Here is a 23,155-nt window from a genome sequence, read left to right as displayed (position 1 = left end):
AGGACAATATACGAAAGGTTGTCGAAAACGTACGCTGTCCAAGTAAGCCGAGCTCGAAAGGACAGTCATGGAAGCGGGGCTCGTTGGAGTTCTCGACACTTTGCCGGGTATGGTGTTCAGCATCAACCCCGGTGGCGTCATCGACTTTGTAAATCGGGCCCTCGCGGATTACGTTGGCATTCAATTTCAAAGCGAAAAGGACTGGAATTGGCCGATCGCCATCGAGCATCCCGATGGCTCGACATTCCACTCGAAACTCCGATCGATGTTGGAACAGAGGCAGCCATTCCAGATGGAGGTTCCCCTCACCTTTCCAGATGGTGTTAGCCGCTCGCTTCTTCTGCGCTGCAACCCCATGAATGATGGCGCGGCCGAACGGCGATGGTACGGCATCGCTACTGAGTGTACCGTGGATAGCCGTCTCCGTGACAAAACCGACTTTCAACGTATCGTGGACAGCATTCCGGTACCGGTGGCGGTGACGACGCCGACAGGCGATGTGGAGGCTCTCAACAATCCGGCTCTCGACTACTTTGGCATGACACTGGAGGAGTTGAAGAACTGGAAGGCGACGGAGGTCGTTCATCCGGAGGACGTCCACGCGACCATTGAGGACCAACTAAACGCGCATCTCACTGGGACATTTTACAACGTCGAAAGTCGACACCTGCGCCACGATGGAATCTATCGCTGGCACAACGTTCTCGGTCTCCCACTTAGAGACGTCGACGGCACAATACTGAGATGGTTTCATCTCTTGGTGGACGTCGATGACCGCAAGCGCGCGGAACTGGAACTAGCCGCGCGCGAACGCGAGGCGCGATCGGTCCTCGAGAGTATTCCCGCGGGCATAGGCGTTATCGGCATTAGTGGCGAGGTTGAGACGATAAACGGTCCGCTTCTGCGCTACTACGGGCGCACGATCGAAGAGCTTCGGGATTGGGCTAACACGGACGTCGTTCATTCCGATGATATGCCCAGGATGATCGATGCAGTCGATCGTGCCGTTACACTCGGTCAGCCCTACGATCTCGAAGTTCGGCTCCGAAGGGCAGACGGGATCCATCGCTGGTTCCAGGTTACAGGTTCGCCGCTGATCGATGATGGTGGACGGATCGTTCGCTGGTACGCCTTGCACGTCGACATCGACGATCGCAAGCGAGCCGAAGAGGCACTTGCCGAGCGCGAACGGGAATCAAGGTTCATAGTCGACGGCATTGCCGGGATGATCGCCATTTTCTCGCCTGATGCGAAGCTCATCGGCGGCAACCAACAGATAATCGACTACTTCCAGCGCCCAATTGATGAGCTCGACAACTGGGCCACTAACGGGATCACTCATCCAGATGACCTACAGCTGTGCATCGACAGCTTCATGGGTTCCATTGAGACTGGGGAGCCGTATGACTACGAAACCCGCTTCTTGCGCCACGATGGGGTTTGGCGATGGTTCCAACTCAGGGGGCTTCCGCTCCGCAACACCGACGGTGAGATTATCCGCTGGTACGGGCTGTTGACTGATATCGATGATCGGAAGCGAACGGAGGAGCAACTTAGACGCAGCGAAGCATTCCTGGCGGACGCACAGCGTTTAAGCAAGACTGGCAGCTTCTCACTGCGCCTGGAGACCAGCGAGATTGTTTGGTCGGCAGAGACTTATAGGATATTTGGCGTTGATCCGGCCAACCCCGTCACCCTTCAAACTGTGCTGTCGCGGTTGGATCCTGAGAGCGTGCTCAAAGTTTGCAGCGTGATCGAAACTGCCCGCGCAGGAAATGGCGACTTTGACTACGATATCCGGCTTGTAATGGCGGATCAGTCCATCAAGCATGTTCGTGTGCTCGCACACAGTGAAAAGAACAGGGACGGCGAGCAGGAGTTAACTGGAGCGGTCCAGGACGTCACAGAGAGCCGCAAGGCCGAGGAAGCAATAAACGAGGTCCGTTCGGAACTTTCGTACGTGACCCGGATAACCAGCCTTGGAGTGCTAACCGCCTCCATTGCCCACGAGGTAAACCAGCCCTTGGCTGGAATCGTGACTAATGCGAGTACGTGTCTTCGTGTCCTCAACACCGAGCCGCCCAACCTCGAAGTGGCCACGGACACGGCTCGGCGCATGATCCGCGACGCCAACCGCGCTGCGGATGTCATTGTCCGGTTGCGAGCGCTCTTCAGTCGAAAGCCGCCGTCGATCGAACCCGTAGACATGAACGAGGTCGCCACCGAGGTGATAGCTCTCGCGTTCAGTGAGATCCAGCGAGCTCGCGTTTCGGTCATAACAGAATTTGGCATGACACTTCCCTCCGTCTTAGGCGCGCGAGTACAGCTGCAACAGGTGATCATGAACCTGCTTCGCAACGCTATCGAGGCAACTTCAGCCGTCGAGGGCCGCCCGGCCCGTATCGTCATCAGAACGGAAGCCAGAGACGTAGAGGTCCGATTGATCATCGAAGACACCGGGATCGGCTTCGGGATGGATGGTACAAAGCGGATCTTTGATGCCTTCTACACAACCAAGCCCGATGGAATGGGCATCGGACTATCTGTCAGCCGCTCGATTATTGAAAGTCACAGTGGTCGCCTGTGGGCACACAGCAATGCCTTGCACGGAGCGACAGTCGGTTTCTCCGTGCCAATCCACTTACCCGGGCACGAAGTTGAAGGTCCTGAGCCAGATGGTCCGGATGCTCCACGAGAGAATCCGGAAAAGGGGGAGCGATGACGAAGCGGAAACAAATCTCCGTGGTTGATGACGACGAGTCCGTTCGAGAGGCACTGCCAGACCTTCTCCGTTCATTCGGATTTGATGTCCACACCTTCGACTCGGCCGAAGCCTTCCTGCGTGCTGGCGCCTTCGCATTCAGCGATGGCATGATTCTCGACATTGCGATGCCGGGCATGACCGGACCCGAGCTATTCAAGGAGCTTACGAGGCGGGGAAACCAGGTTCCGACGATATTCATCACTGCGCTCAAGGATGAGGTCCTGCGGACCCGACTAATGAAGGACGGCGCTGTAGAGTGCCTGTTCAAACCTTTCGGCGATGAGGAACTTCAAGTGGCACTGGCAGCGATAGACTAGGTTGGTCACGTTCGCAGAGTGGGGTGATCCGCAAAACGCGCAGCGATAACCTCCTGCTTCAAAATGATGTACTCTCAGGTATCGAGATGGGCGCGGATCGATCATGGAACCGGATTTCGGCGAAGTCTTGAATGCAATTCCAAGCATCGTCTTCACCGTCGGCGCAGACGGACGCGTTGATTTCGTCAACGGGCGTTGGGAGGAATATACCGGCCTGCGATGGTCGGCGAGAGATGGTTGGCGATGGGAGGACGTCGTTGAACCTGATGACCTCGCAGTTCTAAGTGCTAAGTTTCGCGCAAGCAGCGAGGGCTCGAGCCGCTGTGAAGTTCGTTTGCGCGGCTCGGACGGCAACTTCAGGTGGTTTGTGATCGACTGCAGGCCACTCAGCACGCCACTGGGCGCCCCCCCTAAATGGTGCGCGATAGCCACCGACATCGAGGATCAACGAAAAGCGGCCGAAGCCCTGCTCGAAAGCCAGAAGAAGCTTCAGCTAATCGTTAATTCCCTCCCAGGCTTGATAATTGTTCTTAGAGCCGATGGGTCAGTTGAGACCGTGAATGACCAGTCGCTTCGATTCTTCGGCTATGATTTTGCAGAGCACCAGCGATGGCAGACGAACGACATCATCCATCCAGACGATCGGGCGCGAGCTGTCGCGAAGTTTGCCGAAGCTGTTGCCATCGGCCAGTCTTACGAGGTGATCGAAAGGTTGCGCCGCTATGACGGCGTCTATCGTTGGTTCCAAGTCCGCGGAAACCCTGTTGCGGAAGACGATGGTACGATCGTGCGATGGTACTTCCTTCTCAACGACATCGATGACCGCGTGCGCGCTGAGAAGGCCCTGGCTGAAAGCGAACGCGAGTTTCGTCACATCGTCAACATGGTGCCGGGGATGATCATACTCTCGAGACCGGATGGCACTCTGGACGGAAGCAATCAGCAACTCCTCGATTATTTCGGCATAACACTGAACGAGGTTCAGGACTGGGCAACGAATGGCATCACCCATCCCGACGACGTGCAGGTCAATATCGACACCTTTATAGGTTCGCTGAAGAGCGGTGAGCCCTATGACTACGAAAGCCGCTATCGGCGCCACGACGGCGTTTTCCGCTGGTTTCAGGTTCGCGCCCAGCCTCTTCGGGATGCCGAAGGCATCATCGTGCGCTGGTACGGCCTGCTGACGGATATAGATGATCGCAAGAACGTTGAAGAGGAGCTGAAGCGTAGCCAAGCCTTTCTGGCTGCGGGCCAAGCAGTGAGCAGCACCGGAACATTTTCCTGGAACGTGCAGACAGATGAACTTCGACTGTCCGAGGAATGGTTGAAAATCTTCGAGCTGGAGGGTGAAGAGGTAACACTTGAGAGGATCAGGCAGCGGGTTCATCCCGATGACTTGGCGTTTCTGGCAGAAAAGATGAGCTCGGTTCGGGAAGTCGGAGGCACTCTCGACTATGAGCTCCGTTTGTTGAGCCGCGATGGCACGATTAAGCACATCCGGGTGATCAGCCAAGCGATCGACCATCAGGACGGACACAGGGAGTCGCTTGGCGCCATTCAGGACGTTACGCAAAAGCGTCAGATCGAGGAGGCAACCGATCAACTTCGAGGGGAGCTGGCACGGCTGACAGGTTTTCTCAGCCTTGGGCAGATGTCTGCGGCGATCGCTCACGAAGTCAACCAACCGATATCGAGGATCCTCACCAATGCGAGCACCTGCCTGCGAATGCTCTCGACGGACCCTCCTGACGTGGCAACGGCATTGGAAACTGTCCGACGGACCATCCGCGATGCCAACAGGGCGACAGAAGTCATAACAAGGCTTCGCGCCCTGTTCGGCAACCGAGCCATTAGCTTCAAAGAGCTCGATCTCCATGATGCAGTCAGAGAGGTCACGACGCTGCTAGCCAGCGAGCAGAGAAGAAATGGCGTCGTCATTCGCACCGCTTTCGCGCCAGATCTTCCATTGGTGAACGGAGACCGAGTGCAATTGCAACAAGTCGTCAGCAACCTCATCCGCAACGCTATCGACGCGGTCAAAGAGGTTCGAGATCGGCTTAAAATGATTGAGATCTCGACGCGAGTGGACCAAGATGGGTTCGTGAGCCTAGCTGTTGCCGACAATGGCGTTGGTATCGATACCGATTCTGCCTCACGGATATACGAACCATTCTACACGACGAAAGCAGATGGAATGGGCATCGGACTTACAATTTGTCGGTCGATCGTCGAGACCCACGGCGGCAAGTTGTGGATGGAGGCCAACATTGGACCCGGCGTGACAGTCCACTTCTCGGTCCCAACATGTGCGGTTAAGGGCGAAGTGTCATCTGCGTCCAAATAGACACCGCTACCGATACCAAAGTGTCGTTCATACCATCGTGCAATAGTGGCAACGCTCCAAAGATGTGACGCTCCTCCAGGCTAAAACGAGCAACATCCAGGAGGATGCCATGTCGCAGATACAGGCAAAGGTCACCCGTCGAACTCTTCTTGCTGCGGCAGCGGCCGCAGGCGCAGTGGGAATGATCCCCCAAGCTCTTGCCACCACCGAGACACCGGCGATCAAGCCGTTCAAGTTCAGGGCTACGGATGAACAGCTGATTGATCTCCATCGTCGGGTGGCAGCCACCCGTTGGCCGGACGAGGAAAACGTAGCAGACGACTCCCAAGGGGTGCGTCTCGAAACCATAATGAAGCTCGCGAAGCGCTGGAAGCACCATGACTGGCGCAACGTCGAGGCCCGCCTAAACGCGTTTCCGCAGTTCACTACGGAGATAGACGGCCTCGACATTCACTTCATCCATGTGAAGTCGAAGCATGAAAACGCGCTACCGATTATCATCACCCATGGGTGGCCAGGCTCCGTGATCGAGCAACTGAAGATAATCAAGCCCCTGACCGATCCGACCGCCTACGGGGGTACCGAAGCAGACGCCTTTCACGTCGTCGTTCCGTCCCTCCCCGGTTATGGCTTCTCCGGAAAGCCGCGGGAAACCGGATGGAACCCGCCGCGTATCGCAAAGGCTTGGGCCGTACTCATGGACCGTCTGGGATACATCAAGTACGTAGCTCAGGGCGGCGACTGGGGTAACGCGGTGACTGAACTCATGGCCGTCCAGCAGCCCCCTGGCCTCCTTGGCATACACACCAACATGGCCGCCACCGTTCCCGCCGAGATTTCGAAGTCCCTGGCCGCAGGAACACCCCCGGAAGGCTTGTCTGCCGACGAAAGGCGGGCATGGGATCAGCTCGCCGATTTCAACAAGAATGGCCTCGGCTACGCGATCGAGATGAACAACAGGCCGCAGACACTCTACGGCATCGTGGATTCACCGATCGGTCTGGCAGCCTGGATGCTTGACCATGACATCCGCAGCTATCGCATGATCGCGAGGTCGATCGACGGAGAGAAAGAAGGTCTCTCCCCCGATGACGTTCTCGACAACGTAACTCTTTACTGGCTGACGAACACGGCGATCTCGTCGGCGCGTCTTTACTGGGACAACGCGCACCACCCGAGTGGCGGCTTCTTTGATCCGCGCGGTATTAAGATTCCGGTCGCAGTCAGTGCCTTTCCGGACGAAATCTACCAGGCGCCCCAGAGCTGGGCCGAGAAGGCATATCCGAAGCTCGTCCACTACAACCGCCTGCCGAAAGGCGGCCACTTCGCAGCCTGGGAGCAGCCCGAGCTGTTTACTTCAGAACTGCGTGCCTCGTTCAAGTCGCTTCGCGACCAGATTTGACTAAGCGGCGCGGTCCGACCGCGCTGCTTCCCCCACCTGCCCAAGACAAGGAGAATGACTATGCGTGAAAATCAGATCGTGGACTCCAGTTTCACCGCCATCATCAACGCCCCGATCGAGAAGATCGACATCCCGGCATGGTGCTTTTCGCTGCCGGAAAAGGAATACCAGGGTTGCTCGCCCGCTCATATCGCGGCCGGGTTCACGACTGCGCCCGACGGCACCCGGATGTCGATTAATGTCGAGACGATCGGCGGCAGCCTGATGGTGCAGCACTATCACGAGACGCTGGGCGAGAAGACCCACCTGATCCTTGACTCGGACTCCGACGTCTTCACCCCTACCGGCCGCGTGGTTATTCATGTGACCTGGGAGCTCAGCGTTAAGGCTCTGGACAAGAGCCGCTGCGAATTCACCAACCGGGTTCAGTCCTTCGCGACCGACGAGATGATGGCGGGGCTGGCCCGTCAGGGCATTCCGTTCGAAGTTTTCAAGACCCAGCGCCAGCCGATGTCGATCGCCCACAACAAAGGCGAGACCCCGCTCTTCGCCGCGAGCATCGAGCGCTTCGCACTTCACCAGAATCCCGCCAAGGCAGCCTAAACACGGAGCTCGTCATGACCCATCTGACTGTTCCCTACGATATCGGCAACACTGGTCTGCTGGTAGTCGATCCCTATAACGACTTCATCTCCGAAGGCGGCAAGATCTGGCCCCGCATTCAGGCCGTCGCAGAAGCAAACCACTGCGTCGAGCATATGGCGCAGATCCTGCAGGCGGCGCGTAATGTGAAGATGCCTGTCTTCTTCGCCATGCATCATCGCTTCCGCGAGGGCGACTACGAGAATTGGAAATACATCGCGCCTATCCAACGTGCCGCCTGGCACCGCAAAAGCTTTTCATACGGCACTTGGGGTGGCGAGTTCAGGGCGGAATTCGTGCCCTCCGCTGGCGAGAGCGTCGCGCAGGAACATTGGTGCTCCAGCGGGTTTGCGAACACCGACCTCGACAATCTCCTCAAGCGCCGGGGGATCCAGCGGGTGATCGTGATCGGCCTGATCGCGCACACCTGCATCGAAGCGACTGTCCGGTTTGCGGCTGAGTTAGGATATGATGTGACTGTCATAAATGATGCGGTGGCCGATTACTCGGACGAGATGATGCGGGCAGCGCTCGAGATCAACATGCCGAACTATGCAAATGCCATCATCTCTACAGAAGAGGTCCTCCAAGCGATTGCCTCGGCCGGGGCGCCTGCGGTTGCTGCCGAATAATCCGCTGCGGCTGCTGTTCGCTCGGCTGACACCAAGCTTATCCCTAACGTAAACTAACAGAGCATGGGCTAATGGGAGCGATATATGTGTTTCGAGGCTTTTGACGTTCACTTCGTTGGCTCGCCATGGGCATTGCGGTAGCCCGGCCTGCGGTTGATGGCCCGCATCCGGTACATTTAAGGCCGATCTGCTCATGCAACCCAACCGGCGACGCCCGGTCAGGCTTCTCGGCCCCTTCAATCCATTTCTCCTGTAGATCGGGCGGCATCTCAGCCGCCGGTCAAAAATCGGCAAGCTTGAGAGGTCACGTTAACTCATGCGCACCTCCCGCGCCGCACGGCGCACCATCGACCCAAACATATGGCCATTCGCCTTCAATGGGGCGGTCAAGGAACGCCTTCGCCTTGACGTCGATCTCCTCGCACAGCCGCGAGACCTGGCTTTTGGAGATGCCGCTCATCCCCATCGCTTTGACCAGATCATCGACCGACCGCGTCGATATTCCTTGGATATACGCCTCCTGGATAACAGCCGTCAGAGCCTTCTCTGCCATGCGGCGCGGTTCGAGGAAGGTCGGAAAGTTGCTGCCCTTGCGCGGCTTCGGAATGCGAAGCTCGACCCTGCCAGCTCGCGTCTCCCAATCGCGGTCACGGTAGCCGTGGCGCTGTGCAAGCCGCATCGGGTTCTTCTCCCGAACCCTGCACCCGTAACTGAGCCGACCTCCAGCTCCATCAGCCGTTCAGCGGCAAAGCCGATCATCTCGCGCAACAAATCGGCATCAGCGCTCTTCTCGCCGAGCGAGCGCACATTCATCATGTCAGTGGTCATCAGTGATCTTTCCGTCAGGTTGTGTCTTGAACAACCCGAGCGCGCCGCGGCGGGGCAAGGGAGGGAGCGCTGCTGGCGGCGTTTATCGAGCGCTCTTTGAAGCTCTGGCTGCGGACAGGAGAGCGGTGGTATCGCGAATCACCAGGGGTCCGTCGACTTTTATTGTCATCGGCCGCATGTGTTTTCCGTGGACCGCCATGTCGATCAGAAGTTCGGCCGCCTTTTGACCCATTTCATAGTTCGGCAGCACAAGGGTCGAGAGCGGCGGATGGGTGTAGCGCGCCAGTTCCTGGTCGTCATAGCCCATCACCGAGAGATCGGTGGGAACCCGCAAGCCCTTCTCCTGCGCCGCCTCCATGACGCCGATCGCCATCAGGTCATTGCCGCAGAAAATGGCTGTCGGCGGGTTGGGCATGGAGAGCAGGTCCAACCCGGCCTCGTAGCCGCGAAGCGGCAGCCAGTCGCCATCGCGCACCAGCGTCTCGTCGAAAGCGATGTCGGCTGAGGCAAGCGCCTGCTTGTAGCCTTTTAGCCTATCCATGGCGGCGTCCATCCAGCACTCGCCGTTGATGAAGCCGATGCGCTTGTGGCCGAGCGCCGTCAGATGCGCTGTGGCAGCGAAACCGCCGGCGACCTCCCCCGGCACGATCGCCACATGCTGGCGCGGCTCGCAGTAACAATTGAGAAGCACGGTCGGCAGCGGCGCCAACGCCTCGGGAACGGCAACCTTGCGGGTGAAGATCGTCGCGTAAATGACGCCGGCGATGGAGGGGTCGCGCAGGACCGACCGCACAACCGCTTCCTCGAGTTCCGGATTCGAGCGGGTGACATGCGCCGAGACCAGCATGCCTTGCTCGAAAGCATAATCGCGAATGCCATCGAGGCTGACGACCGGGTGCGGGCTGGTGGAGATTTCATCGACGATGAAGGCGATTGTGTCCTTCTCTACCGCCGGCGCCGCTGCAACCGGACCTCGGGTCGCTGGCAGTTTATAACCGATTTTATGAGCAGCCTCGCGCACCTTCTGCTGCGTTTCGGGCGAGATGCGCGAGCCCGACATCTCGTTCAGCACCAGGGAAACGCTTGACTGGGAAACGCCGGCTATCCTGGCGACATCCGTCATGGTTGGGCGTCCTTCCCCCTTTTTCTCCAGATTTCGCCCGTTTCCCTTGGCCATGTGTGCTCCCCTACCCTACAGCACCGCGCGTCTAGGAGACGTGCAAAGGTCGCTGTAGCACTTTGAATTTCTGCATGTTTTTCCCCTTCAATCGGAGACGATCAAAGGAAACATGCAGTTGAGCGCGCATTGCACCGCACGCGGGCTTTTGCAAGTGCTCATAAAGTTTGGCCTTGACTGCTAATATTATTAGCGCAAGATTTGGAGATGTGAAGCGCAAAAACGCTCACGTCCGGTAGAGGAGCACCGGCCAATCTGGGAGGAGAACCCGATTATGACCACGATTTCCCGTCGTACCTTCATGCTGGCGGCAACGGCCGTCGGCGCGCTCGCCCTTGCGGGTGTCGCGATCGCCGAAGTGCCGAAGCTCGAGCAGAAGGACAAATACAAGGTCGGCTTCGCGCAGACCGAATCCAACAATCCCTGGCGCATCGCCCAGACGAACAGCATGAAGGCCGAAGCGGAAAAGCTCGGCTTCCAGCTCGTCTATACGGATGCCGCCGGTTCCGCCGCCAAGCAGGTCGCCGACGTCAACTCGATGATCGCTCAAGGCGTCGATGTGATCTTTCTCGCGCCGCGCGAAGAAAAGCCGCTGATCCCCGCCGTCATGGCCGCGAAAAAGGCAGGCATTCCAGTGATCCTGCTTGATCGCTCGGTCGATCCGTCGTTGGCCAAGGCCGGCGAGGATTATCTGACCTTCATCGGCTCGAACTTCGTCGAAGAAGGCAAGCGCGTTGCCGAATGGCTGGCAAAGAACGCCAACGGCAAGTCGAAGATCATCGAACTCGAAGGCACGACCGGGTCCTCGCCCGCCAATGACCGCAAGAAGGGCTTTGACGAGGCGATCAAGGCGGCCGGCGGCTTCGAGATCGTCGCCTCGCAGACCGGCGATTTCGCCCGTGACAAAGGCCGCCAGGTGGCAGAAGCCCTGCTCCAGGCCCATCCTGATGCGGACGTGATCTACGCCCACAACGACGAAATGGCGATCGGCGCGATCGCGGCACTCGAAGCGGCCGGCAAGGTGCCGGGCAAGGACGTCCTGGTGCTGTCGATCGACGGCGGCAAGGAAGCCGTGCAGGCGGTTGTCGACGGCAAGATCGCAGCCGTCGTCGAGTGCAACCCGCGCTTCGGGCCGAAGGCGTTTGAGACGATGATGCGCTACGCCAAGGGCGAAAAGATCGACCCGATGATCATCAACGACGACAAGTTCTACGACGCCTCCAACGCGGCCGCCGAACTCGCCAACGCCTATTGATCCAATCTCCCGAGCCTCCACGGCCGGGACGGCGCAACCGTCTCGGCCGTCTTTTTGACGGCAGCATGACCTTCAGCCCGTTCAAGTGTAGGCTGATGACGCCCACCCCCAAATGGGGCGGCGGATGGCGAAGATAGGGAGGAGACCCATGCTTCTGTCCATGCAGGGCATTTCCAAAGCGTTCGCCGGCGTGCCGGCACTGAAATCCGCCTCGCTCGAGGTCGAACCAGCGGAGGTCATGGCGCTTGTCGGCCAGAACGGCGCCGGCAAGTCGACGCTCATCAAGATCCTGACCGGCGTCTATCGCCGGGACGAAGGCAGCATCGCCTACGACGGTCGGGATGTCGATTTCTCGATGCCGGCTGAGGCGCAGGCCGCCGGGATCGCGACGATCTACCAGGAAATCAATCTCGCCCCGCAGCGCTCGGTGGCGGAGAACATCTACCTCTCCCGCGAGCCGAAGCGGTTCGGCATGATCGATTATTCCGCCATGCGGCGCGGGGCCGAAGCGGTGCTCAAAACCTTCAACCTGACGATCGACGTCGACCGTCCCGTCGCGCATTTCGATGCGGCGACACGGCAGATGGTGGCGATCGCCCGCGCGGTGACGCAGAGCGCCCGGCTCGTCATCATGGACGAACCGACGTCCTCGCTCGACGAGCGCGAGGTCGCCATCCTCTTCGATACGATCCGCACGCTGAAACGCTCCGGCGTCGCCGTCATCTTCATCGGCCACCGGCTCGACGAACTCTATGAGATCTGCGACCGCGTGACGATCATGCGCGATGGTCAGACGGTCGCCAAAAGCCCGATGGCGGACATGCCGAAAATGGCGCTGGTGCGCCACATGCTCGGCAAGGAGCTTGCCGCCTTTCAGGCCATGGCACCGGAGAAGGACGCGCCGGTGCGGCCCGTCCGCCTCGAACTCGACAAGGCGGGCGCCGGCGTGCGCGTGCGCGACGTCAGCCTTGCTGTGCGCGAGGGCGAGATCTCGGGCCTTGCCGGACTGCTCGGCTCCGGCCGCACCGAAACGGCGCGCTTGATCTTCGGCGCCGATAGGATGGAGCGCGGCACGATCCGCATGGAGGGACAGGGACGCAGCTATCGCGAACCGGCGGATGCGATCGCTGATGGGATCGGCCTCGTGTCCGAGGACCGGAAGATCGATGGCATCGTGCCCGACATGAGCATCCGCGAAAACATGACGCTCGCCTTGCTGCCAAAGCTGAAGAAAGCCGGTATCGTCGACCGCGCGCGCCAGGATGAGATCGTCAGCCGCTACATCCGGGCGCTTGGCGTCAAATGTGCCTCCCCCGATCAGCCGATCAAGGAGCTTTCCGGCGGCAACCAACAGAAGGTGCTGCTCGCCCGCTGGCTTGCCACAGACCCGCGGGTCCTCATCGTAGATGAGCCGACGCGCGGCATCGACATCGGCGCCAAATCGGAAATCCTCAAACTCCTGCGCAGTCTCGCCGACGAGGGTTTGAGCGTGCTGATGATTTCGTCTGAACTCGAAGAACTGCTTGCCGCCGCCGACCGCGTGACGGTCCTGAGCGACGGTACTTCCGTCGCGACGCTGTCGCGCAAGGACTTGAGCGAGACGGCGCTGCTTGCCGCCATGGCCCACCAGGAAGTCCACCAGGAAGCCCACCAGGAAGAATGACATGACGACGATCGAGACCCCTGCCCCGCAGCCGTCGGGAACCCTTTCGTCCGGAAACAGGCTTTTGACGCTCGCCAGCCGCTACGGCACCTTCGTCGCCTTCCTGGCGCTGATCCTCTTCAACGTCGCCGTCACGCCGAACTTCCTGTCCTTGCAGACGTTGAACGTGAACCTCACCCAGGTTGCGACAATCGTCATCGTCGCGACCGGAATGACGCTCGTTATTGCCACCGGCGGCATCGACCTCTCCGTCGGTTCGTTGATGGCAATTGCCGGTGCACTGGCGCCGATGATCTTCATGGGCCAGTTCTGGCCGGTGGAAAACATGGCGCTCGCGGTGGCGCTTGCCTTCCTCTTGCCGATCGCCGCCGCTGCCCTCTTCGGCCTCTTCAACGGTTTCCTCGTCACCCGCTTTTCGATCCAGCCGATCATCGCCACGCTTGTGCTGTTCATCGCCGGCCGTGGCATCGCCCAGGTGATGACCAACGGCAACCTGCAGGTCTTCAAGAATGAAGGCTTCCAGTTCATCGCACTCGGTCGCATCGCCGGCGTTCCGGCCCAGGTCCTGCTGATGATCGTCATCGTCGCAGCGGCTTTCGCGATGATCCGCTACACCGTCATCGGCCGACAGATCATCGCCGTCGGTGGCAACGAGAAGGCCGCCCGCCTGACCGGCATACCGGTGAAACGGGTCAAGCTCTTCGTCTACATGATAAGCGGCGCGCTTGCCGGTGTGGCCGGTCTCATCGTCGTTGCCCGCAACTCTGCAAGCGATGCCAACCTTGTCGGCCTCGGCATGGAGCTCGATGCGATCGCCGCGGTTGCTGTCGGCGGGACGCTACTGACGGGCGGACGGGCCAACATCGTCGGCACGGTACTCGGCGCGCTCGTGATCCAGCTGGTGCGTTACACGCTGCTTGCCAATGGCGTGCCAGATGCGGCAGCGCTCATCGTCAAGGCCGGGCTGATTGTCACCGCCGTCTTCATCCAGCAGCGCGCCAGCAAACATTAGAGGCAACCACGATGCAACCGATCCTCCGCCTCTTCCTGGTCAAGAACTCCGGCGACCTTGCCCGGCTCGGCGTCATCCTGGCGCTTGCCGGTCTCATCCTCTTCGGGGCGCTGCGCTATGACAACTTCCTGTCGCCCTATAACATCCTGAGCTTCCTGCGCTACAACTCGATGTTCGCGCTGATCGCGCTCGGCATGGCCTTTGTCATCATCACCGGCGGCATCGACCTGTCGGTCGGCGGCACGGCGGCGATGGCAAGCGTGGTGGCAGCCCTGTTCTCCCCCTATCATTGGGCGGCGGGTCTCTGTGGCGGCATGGCGGCGGGCCTTGCCGTCGGCGCGCTCAACGGCTTCATCATTACGAAGATGCGGATCCAGCCCTTCATCGCCACACTCGCGACGATGCTCGCCGCCTATGGCACCGGCCTTTTGTTAGCGGACAACCAGTCTGTCTCCGTCTCCTATGACACCGGTTTCACGGTGATCGGGCAGGACGATTTCCTGAGGTTCCCCATTCCCGCCTGGATCGCGCTTGCAGCCTATGTGCTCGGCTGGCTCGTGCTGCAAAAGCTCCCGATCGGACGGCATATCCTGGCGATCGGTGACGGCGAGGCGACGGCTGGCCTGATGGGCCTGAAGGTGGAGCGCGCGCTTGCCGGCGTCTATCTCGCCTCGGGCACGCTCGCCGGTCTTGCCGGCGTCATCCTCGCTTCCCAGTTCGGCGCGGGGCAACCGACGGAAGGCGTGGGCTGGGAACTCTTCGCGATCGCTTCCGTCGTCGTCGGCGGTACGCTGTTGACCGGCGGTTCCGGCTCAGTTGGTGCGACGCTTGCCGGCGCGCTGCTGCTTGCCATGGTCTTCAACATCCTGAACTTCGAAAACGGCCTCGGCTGGATCTCGCTTTCCGCCTACTGGCAGTCCGTTATCCGCGGCGCCTTCCTGCTCGTCGTGGTCGTGCTTCAGGCAAAGCTGATGGCACGGCATCGCAGCACCTAGACCCTCCATCGCGAACGGGGCGCGAACATCCACAGGACGAAACGGGGAAACCTACCCCTGGATTAGCCCTCGTGGAGCAGGAACAATGCGTGACGGCTAAAGGTGCAAGCCCGCGCCAGTATGATTGCGCATCGCAGCGATAAGCAGACAGCAAAAAAGGCCGGAGCGCGCTGGCTCCGGCCTTCTTTTCTTTTTCGCTCTCAAGGCTTCTGCCAGTACATCCATGGTCAAAAGGCGAAAGCGATACGCACTTGCCGGCATCAATTTCCATTGCGCTCGACAATAACGTTTATGACACTTTTATACTTCGCCACGGCTGTTGGAGCAAGCTGTCCATTCGGGCTAGTCTCGACGAGCAGTACGTCTTTTTGAAGCGAGCCGGCTGTTCTCCGACCGAGGAAGAGATCACTTTATCTGCCAGCATCATCACGGTTTCCGCTTCCGGCGCCGAGCGGCGAAAATGAATGTCGGCATCCCGCTTGGCCAATCGTCTTCAGGACAGGCAAGCCGTGGAGGATAAGATGACGATCACGATTACCGCCTTTGAAAAATCGCCCGATCGCGGCCGAGGTCTCGCACGCGACATGCGCGTTCGCTGGGCGCTCGAAGAAGTGGGGCAGCCCTACGAGGTTCGCCTCGTTACCTTCAAGACGATGAAGGAACCTGCGCACATCGCGCTTCAGCCGTTCGGGCAGATCCCTACCTATCAGGACGGCGACCTTGCCCTGTTCGAAACCGGAGCCATCGTGTTTCATGTCGCGGAGCGCCATGCCGGCCTGCTTCCAAGTGACGCCGATGCCCGCGCACGGGCGATCACTTGGATGTTTGCCTCGCTTAACACCGTGGAGCCGCCGATCCTCGAGCGTGAAGCGACCACCTACGTGGAGCGGGACAAGGACTGGTATCAGGAGCGCCTGCTGATGCTCGAAGATCGTATCCGAGTTCGGCTCGCCCAATTGTCCAGGCGGCTCGCGGAGGCCGACTGGCTCGATGGCGCCTTCAGTGCCGGCGACCTGCTGATGGTGACGGTGCTGCGCAGGCTGGAAAACTCAGGCTTGCTCGACGCGTATCCCAACCTCTCCGCCTACGTCGCGCGCGGCAAGGCGCGGCCGGCCTACAAGCGCGCCTTCGATGCGCAGCTTGCGGTCTTCACATCCGCCTCATCCGCCTGAGGGTAGCGTGATCCCGGAACGCCGGGCTATCCGTGTCCCGGCTGATCGTCGACCGCAGTCGGTCGTTCGCCCCTGGTGATCTGCAGCCCCTGGCGAACCAGGCGGGAAGCGACCCGCATGAAATCTTCCATGTACAGATAGATGACCGGGGTCACGAAGAGGGTCACAAGCTGCGACACCAGCAGGCCGCCGACGACGGCGACCCCAAGCGGCTGGCGCAGTTCTGCGCTGGCGCCGCTGCCGATCGCAATCGGCAGCGTGCTCATGATCGCAGCAACCGAGGTCATCATGATCGGGCGGAAGCGCATGACACAAGCCTTATGGATGGCCTCGGCGGCCGGCGAACCGGCGCGCTGCAGCGTCAGCGCAACGTCGATCATCATGATGGCGTTCTTCTTGACGATACCGATCAGCATTAGCACGCCGACAATAGCGATGATCGAGAGGTCGAAACCGCCGAAATAGATGGCAAGCAACGCCCCGGATATGGCTGACGGCAGACCGGAAAGCACGGTCAATGGATGGATCAGGCTTTCATAGAGAATACCGAGCACGAGGTAGATCGTGAGGATAGCCGCCAGCACCAGCAGACCCTGGTTGGCGGCGGCGTCTTCGAATAACTGCGTGGTGCCGTAATTGCGGGTCGTCACCTCAGACGGCATGCCGATTTCTGCCTTGAGGCGGTCGATCTCCGCAAGGGCGTCACCGAGGGCGACCTTGGCCGGCAGGTTGAAGGAAAGCGTGACCGCTGGCAGCTGGCCGAGCTGGTTGATGGTGAGCGGTCCGGATACGGTCTCGACCCGGGCGAAGGCCCCGAGCGGAACAAGGCCGCCATTGGCACTGCCGACACGCAGTTCGTCGAACTTGTCGGCTGACCATTGCATCGAGGGATCGAGTTCCAGGATCACTTCGTAGCTGTCGCCCGCCGTGTAGATCGTCGAGATCTGCTCGGTACCGAAACTGCCATAGAGCGTGGTGCGCAGTTCGCTCGCGTTGACCCCGAGCGTTGCCGCCTTGTCGAGGTCGACCACGAGGCGTGTTTGTGGAGCGTTGATCTGAAGGTCGCTGTTGACGTCGGTAAAGAAGGTCCGATCCGCGCTCATCGCATCATGGAGCTTCTGCGCCCATTCGTTCATCAACGGCTGATCGAGGCTCTGGAGCACCAGCTGGTACTGGCTGGCCGACGCGCGCGATCCGACCGAGAGGTTCTGGACCGGCGACATGAAGGCCTGGATACCGGGGATCGCCGCCAGCTTCCGGCGCAAATCCGCAAGGACGGTTTCAAGCGGCGGACGCTCGGTGTTGGGCTTTAGCTCGACGAAAAGCCGACCGGAGTTGAGCGCGCTCGACGCGCCGCCCGAGCCGATCGTGCTTGCGACATGGGCGACGTAGGGTGAACTGGCAAACACCGCCTCCACATTGGACTGGAGCTTCGACATGGCGGCGAAGGAAATGTCCTGGCGCGCCTGGGTCGTAACCTGCAACTGGCCGATGTCCTCCTGCGGGAAGAACCCCTTCGGGATCGTGGCGATCTGGTAGCCCGTGATCGCGACGGTAAACAGGAAAAGCAGAAACACCAGCGCGCGCGCCTTTATGCAGAGCGATAGCAGCCGCTCATAGGCGCGCAGAAGCCCGTCGAAACCTCGTTCGAATACAAGATCCAGCTGCCGCAGCCAGCGCGCTTTCTCTGCTCCATCCGCCCTCACCGGAAGCCGCGCTGCAAGCATCGGCGTCAGGGTAAGGGAAACGAAGGCGGAAGCGAGGATGGCAACGGTGACGACGATCGCAAATTCGTTGAGAATGCGGCCGATCACGCCGCCCATCAGCAAGACGGGAATGAAGACCGCGACGAGCGACAGCGAAATCGCGATGATCGTAAAGCCGATCTCACGCGAACCGATGAGCGCCGCCGAGAAGGCATCGATGCCGTCCTCTTCCATGTGCCGCACGATATTTTCCAGCATGACGATGGCGTCATCCACCACCAGCCCGACGGAAAGCGTGAGCGCCATCAGCGAGATATTGTCGATCGAAAAGCCAAGCGGATACATCGCCGCGAAGGTGGCGATGATCGAGATCGGAACGGCAAGCGCTGGAATAAGCGTCGCCCAGAGGCGGCGAACGAAGGCGAAGATGACGAGGATCACGAGGCCGACGGTGAGGATCAGGGTGAACTGGACGTCGTGCACCGCCCCGCGGATCGACATGGACCGGTCGCTGAGCGTTTCGATCGAGGCTGCGGCCGGAAGCGACTGGCGAAGCGACGGCAGAAGCGCCTGCACCCGGTCGACGACTTCAACAGTATTTGCATCCGGCTGCCGCTGGATGGCCAGGATGATCGCCCGCGAACCGTCGTGCCAGCTTGCCGTCTGGTTGTTGGCAACGGAATCGATCACCGTCGCGACGTCACCGAGCCGCACGGTCCTGCCGTCGACGCTTTTGACGATGATATCCGCGAAACTGGCGGCATTCATGCGCTGCGTGTCCGCAACGATCGCCGCCTGACGATCGCTGGTCTGCGCGGTGCCGAGAGGCGAATTGTCGTTCGCCGCCGCGACCGCCGTCCTCAACTGGTCGACGGAAATGCCGCGCGCGGCAAGCGCGTCAGGATGCATCTGAATGCGCACGGCATATTGCTGGCTGCCGAAGATGGACACTTCCGCCACCCCGTCGAGCACCGAAAGCGTGGGCGAAATCACCTGCTGCGCGATGGCGTCGAGGGCGGTGAGCGGCACGGTGCTGCTCTTCAGCGCCAGGAGCAAGACCGGTGCATCCGCCGGGTTGATCTTCCGGTAACTTGGCGGCGCCGGCATGTCCTGTGGCAGCAGCCTGAGCGTCCTGGTGATAGCTGCCTGCACGTCGGCGGCGGCGGCATCGATGTTGCGCCCGAGCACGAACTCGATTGAAATCGAGGTCGAGCCGAGTGCATTCGTCGTCGAGATCGTGTCGATCCCGGCGATGGTGGCGAACTGCTTGATCAGTGGAATGGCGACCGACGTCGACATGGTCTCGGGCGAGGCGCCGGGCAACGAGGCAGAAACGTTGATGACCGGGAAATCCGTTCGCGGAAGCGCGGCAATCGGCAGGATTAGATAGCTGAAAACGCCGGCCAGGATGAGCGCGACCGATAACAATACGGTCGCGATCGGGCGGCGGATACTGAACTCGGACAGCGGCATTTCACGCACTCCCGAATGATGGCAAATCCTAATCCGCGGCCAGATCGGCCGCGCCTGCAGCGACAACGACATCACCCGACTTCAGCCGCGCCTGTCCTTCGATGATGACCCGGTCACCGGCGGCAAGGCCCGTGCCGATGGCGGCCTCCTTGCCGTCGTCGGCCAGCACGGACACGGCGCGGGTCTCGACCGTGTTGTCATCCTTCACATCAAAGACGAACGGGCCGTCCTGCCCGGGCTGGACCGCAACGCTCGGGATAACAGGCGCCTGATGCAGTTGCGCCTGATCGATATCGACATCCACGAACTGGCCCGGCCAGAGCTTCTGAGCGGTATTGGGGAAGGTCGCGCGCATGGCGATGGTGCCGGATGCGGTATCGACGGCAGAATCGATGAAATCGAGTACGCCTTCGCCGATCACTGTTTGCGTGCCGCTCGACCTGGCACGAACCAGTGGAGGCGTCCCGCGATCAATCAGATCCTTGAACGTCTGCAAGCGCTCTTCCGGCAGGCGGAACGTAACGTCGATCGGGTCGATCGCCGTGATCGTCACCAGATTGTTCGATGTCGCGCCCGATTGGCCGACAAGATCTCCGAGCGCGACCTGCACGGCGCCCAGGCGTCCACCGATCGGCGCGGTGATCTCGGTCAGGCTCAGCGCGACCTGATCGGCATCCACGGTGGCGCGATCGGCATCCAGGGTCCCCTGCGCCGCCTGCTGAAGCGAGAGAGCGGTGTCATAGCTTTGCTGGGTGCCGGTCTTGTCGTCGCGCAAGGTTTTGGCACGCTCGAGTTCCGTGTTGGCGTCGGCAAGCTGCGCGGTATCCTTGGCGACGATCGCCTGGTCACGGGCAAGCCCGGCCTTTATCGTGCGGTCGTCGAGCGTGAACAGCAGGTCGCCCGCCTTGACCATCTGCCCGTCCTTGACGTGGATGGCCGTGATCTGGCTCGCAATGCGCGCGCCCACTTCCACGGTATCGGGGGCCTGCACGTTGCCCAGGGCATGGACGACAACGGGAACATCTTTAAGCGTCACTGTCGCCGTCTGCACGGACACGGCGCCACGCTTGGTGCTGACGGCCGCGTTGGCTGGCAATTTCGCTTCGCTCGGCACGGGCTTGCGCGCCACCACGAACCCGACGGCGGCGATTGCGAGAAGAACGACGGCGATACGACACGTGACACTTGATCGGCTGAGCATCGGCGCCTCCGCAGACCTTGCTGTCGGCACGCGGCGATAGGTGGTGCCGACTATCGGAAGCTGGGCCTAAATGTGGCCGCTTCAATGGCGCAACACCCTGAAAAACAATTAAAAATTGTTCATCTTCGGGTGTCGCTCATCAGGTTTTGACGGCCATCGCTTCAGTGGTGACGGTTCCTCCGTCCGTCAGGCATCGGCCGGCGCGCGCTCGATTTCGTCGGCAAGCGCCTGAAACAATTCGCGAAACCCAACCTCACGTTCGCCCGGCTCGTTGAGACGATCGAAGAAGGCGGCCTGCTCGGTGTAGTTGAGGCGCGTTCCCTCGCCGTCGGCGGAAAATTCGAGGGTTCCGAGCGAAGCCGAAATCGGCCTTCCCGCCACGGTCATCGTGTAGGAGAAGACGATGCGCTTATTCGCAACGATCTCAAGATAGATCGTGTCGTTGCACATGACCGGGCCGTTTCCGAAGCGGAAGCGGCTGTGCTCGCGGCCGCCGACCTCGAAAGACGAGGTGAATTCGTCGACCGTCCACCCCTCCCCTTCGAAGAACCAGCGTCGTTTGGTGGCGGGATCCGCAAAGGCATGGAAAACGGTCGCCGGTGTTGCGGCATAGCTGCGGCGAATGACGAAGGTGGCGTGGCCGGCAGATCTTTCATTCATGCGCATGGGTCTCGCCGCTGGTTGCTTCATCCACCGCCCGCTGCTGGGCGGCGATCTTTTCGTTCTGGTGCGTGGTGTTCTGGGCGACAACGATCCTCCAGGCGCCATCGTGGCGTCGAAGAATATAGAGCGGCCGCCCCTCGTCCTCGCCCGGCCGGCGGTTGCCTTCGGCATCGACAGGAATTTGCCGCACGTTCACCGCGACGACATCCGCATGCAGGAAGGTGATGCGCTCGACGTCGGAGAGCGCCTGAAAATCGCGAAACAGGTTCGGGAGTACGGCGGCGGTGAAGGCATGGATTGCCGGCGCACCGACGATTTGGCGCCCGAATGCGGTTGTCCATACGGCCTGTGGCGCCAGCAACGAGACGAAACCGTCGACGTCCCGGAGCCATTGGGTCTCTTCGACCCGGGCGACGAGCGCGAGAACGGCACTGACATCGCGGGCATCAGGTGACGATACGCCACGAGCTTGGCCGATTGCGGGAATGGGGCGCATGCGCGGCATCACGGCGTGCTCCCAACGGTGCGGTACCCGACCGCTAGAGCCTGGGCGACAGATCCGGAAACGTGGGTGCGAAATACCGGATCCACGCCAGGCCCTAGCAGCAGGAAAGCCTCGTCCGGCGGCCGGCCGGCGATAGAAGCTTCATCGACGTTGCACGGGACGGAAGAGGCGAAGATACGGACGGTGATGCGATCACAGTCGCATGCCTCCCGCGTGTCGGAGGTGTGATTGATGATCGGCCGTTCCATTGCCTGCTCCCTTAACCCGTGGGCGGAGCATTGCCCAATTCAAATGATCAATGTAATTGCTCAAATATCGATCACTTTGATCGGGATGGCCGATCACGCTGGATGCCTTGACGCTCGACCAGTTGCGCGTATTCGTCGCCGTCGTCGACCACGGTTCGTTCCGGGCGGCAGCGCGCGCGCACGGGCGTGCCCAATCCGGCCTCAGCAGCGCCATCCTGAACCTCGAAACGGAACTGCGCCTGCCGCTGTTCGACCGCTCCCAGCACCGCCCCGAATTGACGAAGGCCGGAGCGACCCTGCTTGCAGAAGCCAGGACCTTGCTGATAAAGGCCGACGCGCTGCGGGCCAAGGCGAACGGCTTCAATCAGGGCATGGAATCGGCGCTGCGCGTGGCGCTCGACCCGCTGCTTCCTCTGCCGGATATTGCACGGGTCATCAGCGATTTTACCCGCGCCCATCCCGGCGTGCGGGTGGAGCTTGTGACGGCGCCGATGACGATGGCGTTGAGCCTGGTGCTCGACGGCGACTGCGACCTCGGCCTGACGGCGGCACAGGAAACGGACGCACATATCGCCAGCGAGGCGGTCGCAGCCTTTCCGGGCATGGTTCCGGTATGCGCCGGCGGTCATCCCCTGGCCGCACCCCGCGACGGAACCGTTGGCCTGACGACGGTCGACCTTGCCGACCATCTGCAGATCGTCGTTGCGGATCCTGCAGCCGATGCGCAGGCGGTGAGCTACGCAGTCTTCTCGCAGCAAACGCTGAGGGTCAGCGACCTTGCGACCAAACACGCCCTCATTCTTGCCGGGGCCGGGTGGGGTCATCTGCCGCTATGGCTGGTCGCGGCAGATCTTGGTGAAGGGCGGCTCTGCGAGGTGCCACTCGCGGCCCGCAACGGTCTCCCCGGCCCGCTTCTCCCCCTCTACACGATCCGCCGGATCGATCGGGTCCGCGGACCCGCAATGGAAAGCCTGTGCAGGCTCATGATTGCCCACTTCGGCGGTCAGCCGCAGGCCACATCGGCGCTCCCCTGATCGGGCTAGCAATACGCAGACGAGTTCGAGAGGGTAGCCAGGGGGTTGACGTCTGCGAGCGGAGCGTCTTCAGTTCGCCCCGAATAGGGTTGCCGCCTTGCAACGGGGCGGCCACGTCC

General features: G+C 60.7%; 18 protein-coding genes and 1 pseudogene. 12 read left to right on the top strand and 7 right to left on the bottom strand.

What is annotated here, in order from left to right:
• Nucleotides 1-67 precede the first annotated feature (67 nt).
• The 6 genes from OVA00_RS36940 to OVA00_RS36915 all read left to right on the top strand — a co-directional run bounded on the left by OVA00_RS36940 (nucleotide 68) and on the right by OVA00_RS36915 (nucleotide 8,104).
• Nucleotides 68-2,722, top strand: a complete 2,655-nt coding sequence (locus OVA00_RS36940) for a PAS domain-containing protein (protein ID WP_268090870.1) — start codon at nucleotides 68-70, stop codon at nucleotides 2,720-2,722.
• Nucleotides 2,719-3,081: a response regulator transcription factor gene (locus OVA00_RS36935; protein ID WP_268090868.1), complete on the top strand. Its 363-nt coding sequence runs from the start codon at nucleotides 2,719-2,721 to the stop codon at nucleotides 3,079-3,081. The genes OVA00_RS36940 and OVA00_RS36935 overlap by 4 nt, the downstream gene beginning before the upstream one ends.
• Before the next feature lie 103 nt (nucleotides 3,082-3,184).
• Nucleotides 3,185-5,428: a PAS domain S-box protein gene (locus OVA00_RS36930; RefSeq protein ID WP_268090867.1), complete on the top strand. Its 2,244-nt coding sequence runs from the start codon at nucleotides 3,185-3,187 to the stop codon at nucleotides 5,426-5,428.
• 109 nt (nucleotides 5,429-5,537) lie between these two features.
• Nucleotides 5,538-6,830, top strand: a complete 1,293-nt coding sequence (locus OVA00_RS36925) for an epoxide hydrolase family protein (RefSeq protein WP_268090866.1) — start codon at nucleotides 5,538-5,540, stop codon at nucleotides 6,828-6,830.
• A 60-nt stretch (nucleotides 6,831-6,890) separates the two neighbouring features.
• On the top strand, nucleotides 6,891-7,433 hold the full coding sequence (locus OVA00_RS36920) for a hypothetical protein (RefSeq protein ID WP_442780593.1): 543 nt from the start codon (nucleotides 6,891-6,893) through the stop codon (nucleotides 7,431-7,433).
• Nucleotides 7,434-7,447: 14 nt separating this feature from the next.
• Entirely contained in the window at nucleotides 7,448-8,104 is a 657-nt protein-coding gene (locus tag OVA00_RS36915; protein WP_268090864.1) for an isochorismatase family cysteine hydrolase, read from the top strand.
• A gap of 346 nt (nucleotides 8,105-8,450) precedes the next feature.
• Here the strand turns inward: OVA00_RS36915 and OVA00_RS36910 are convergent.
• Both OVA00_RS36910 and OVA00_RS36905 read right to left on the bottom strand, forming a co-directional pair.
• A pseudogene (locus OVA00_RS36910) lies at nucleotides 8,451-8,932 on the bottom strand (transposase); the annotation flags it as partial.
• Between the two features lie 82 nt (nucleotides 8,933-9,014).
• Entirely contained in the window at nucleotides 9,015-10,109 is a 1,095-nt protein-coding gene (locus OVA00_RS36905) for a LacI family DNA-binding transcriptional regulator (RefSeq protein WP_326494163.1), read from the bottom strand.
• A 274-nt stretch (nucleotides 10,110-10,383) separates the two neighbouring features.
• Here OVA00_RS36905 and OVA00_RS36900 point away from each other — a divergent pair, with 274 nt between their 5' ends.
• From OVA00_RS36900 to OVA00_RS36880, 5 genes are all read left to right on the top strand, one after another.
• Entirely contained in the window at nucleotides 10,384-11,364 is a 981-nt protein-coding gene (locus tag OVA00_RS36900; protein ID WP_034803383.1) for an ABC transporter substrate-binding protein, read from the top strand.
• A 148-nt stretch (nucleotides 11,365-11,512) separates the two neighbouring features.
• Nucleotides 11,513-13,027, top strand: a complete 1,515-nt coding sequence (locus tag OVA00_RS36895; RefSeq protein ID WP_060521186.1) for a sugar ABC transporter ATP-binding protein — start codon at nucleotides 11,513-11,515, stop codon at nucleotides 13,025-13,027.
• A gap of 1 nt (nucleotide 13,028) precedes the next feature.
• Nucleotides 13,029-14,039, top strand: a complete 1,011-nt coding sequence (locus OVA00_RS36890) for an ABC transporter permease (protein ID WP_034803379.1) — start codon at nucleotides 13,029-13,031, stop codon at nucleotides 14,037-14,039.
• Nucleotides 14,040-14,050: 11 nt separating this feature from the next.
• Nucleotides 14,051-15,034: an ABC transporter permease gene (locus OVA00_RS36885; protein WP_268090862.1), complete on the top strand. Its 984-nt coding sequence runs from the start codon at nucleotides 14,051-14,053 to the stop codon at nucleotides 15,032-15,034.
• Nucleotides 15,035-15,555: 521 nt separating this feature from the next.
• Entirely contained in the window at nucleotides 15,556-16,206 is a 651-nt protein-coding gene (locus tag OVA00_RS36880) for a glutathione S-transferase family protein (protein WP_060529877.1), read from the top strand.
• Nucleotides 16,207-16,232: 26 nt separating this feature from the next.
• Here the strand turns inward: OVA00_RS36880 and OVA00_RS36875 are convergent, their stop codons facing one another.
• From OVA00_RS36875 to OVA00_RS36855, 5 genes are all read right to left on the bottom strand, one after another.
• Nucleotides 16,233-19,385, bottom strand: a complete 3,153-nt coding sequence (locus tag OVA00_RS36875; protein WP_268090859.1) for an efflux RND transporter permease subunit — start codon at nucleotides 19,383-19,385, stop codon at nucleotides 16,233-16,235.
• A gap of 28 nt (nucleotides 19,386-19,413) precedes the next feature.
• Complete coding sequence (locus OVA00_RS36870; protein WP_268090857.1) at nucleotides 19,414-20,517, bottom strand: efflux RND transporter periplasmic adaptor subunit; 1,104 nt, start codon at nucleotides 20,515-20,517, stop codon at nucleotides 19,414-19,416.
• Between the two features lie 255 nt (nucleotides 20,518-20,772).
• Nucleotides 20,773-21,246: an SRPBCC family protein gene (locus OVA00_RS36865; protein ID WP_268090855.1), complete on the bottom strand. Its 474-nt coding sequence runs from the start codon at nucleotides 21,244-21,246 to the stop codon at nucleotides 20,773-20,775.
• Entirely contained in the window at nucleotides 21,239-21,754 is a 516-nt protein-coding gene (locus OVA00_RS36860) for an SgcJ/EcaC family oxidoreductase (RefSeq protein WP_268090854.1), read from the bottom strand. Before OVA00_RS36860 ends, OVA00_RS36865 begins: the two co-directional genes overlap by 8 nt.
• Nucleotides 21,754-22,002 carry a hypothetical protein gene (locus tag OVA00_RS36855; RefSeq protein ID WP_060529873.1) on the bottom strand — a complete coding sequence of 83 codons (249 nt, stop codon included), beginning with the start codon at nucleotides 22,000-22,002 and terminating at the stop codon, nucleotides 21,754-21,756. Before OVA00_RS36855 ends, OVA00_RS36860 begins: the two co-directional genes overlap by 1 nt.
• 107 nt (nucleotides 22,003-22,109) lie before the next feature.
• Between OVA00_RS36855 and OVA00_RS36850 the strand changes: the two genes are divergently transcribed.
• Nucleotides 22,110-23,036, top strand: a complete 927-nt coding sequence (locus OVA00_RS36850; RefSeq protein WP_268090852.1) for a LysR family transcriptional regulator — start codon at nucleotides 22,110-22,112, stop codon at nucleotides 23,034-23,036.
• Nucleotides 23,037-23,155 lie beyond the last annotated feature (119 nt).

The sequence above is a fragment of the Ensifer sp. SL37 genome (assembly GCF_026672675.1).
GTDB classification, from domain to species: domain Bacteria; phylum Pseudomonadota; class Alphaproteobacteria; order Rhizobiales; family Rhizobiaceae; genus Ensifer; species Ensifer adhaerens.
This window is presented reverse-complemented; position numbering and strand designations above follow the sequence as displayed.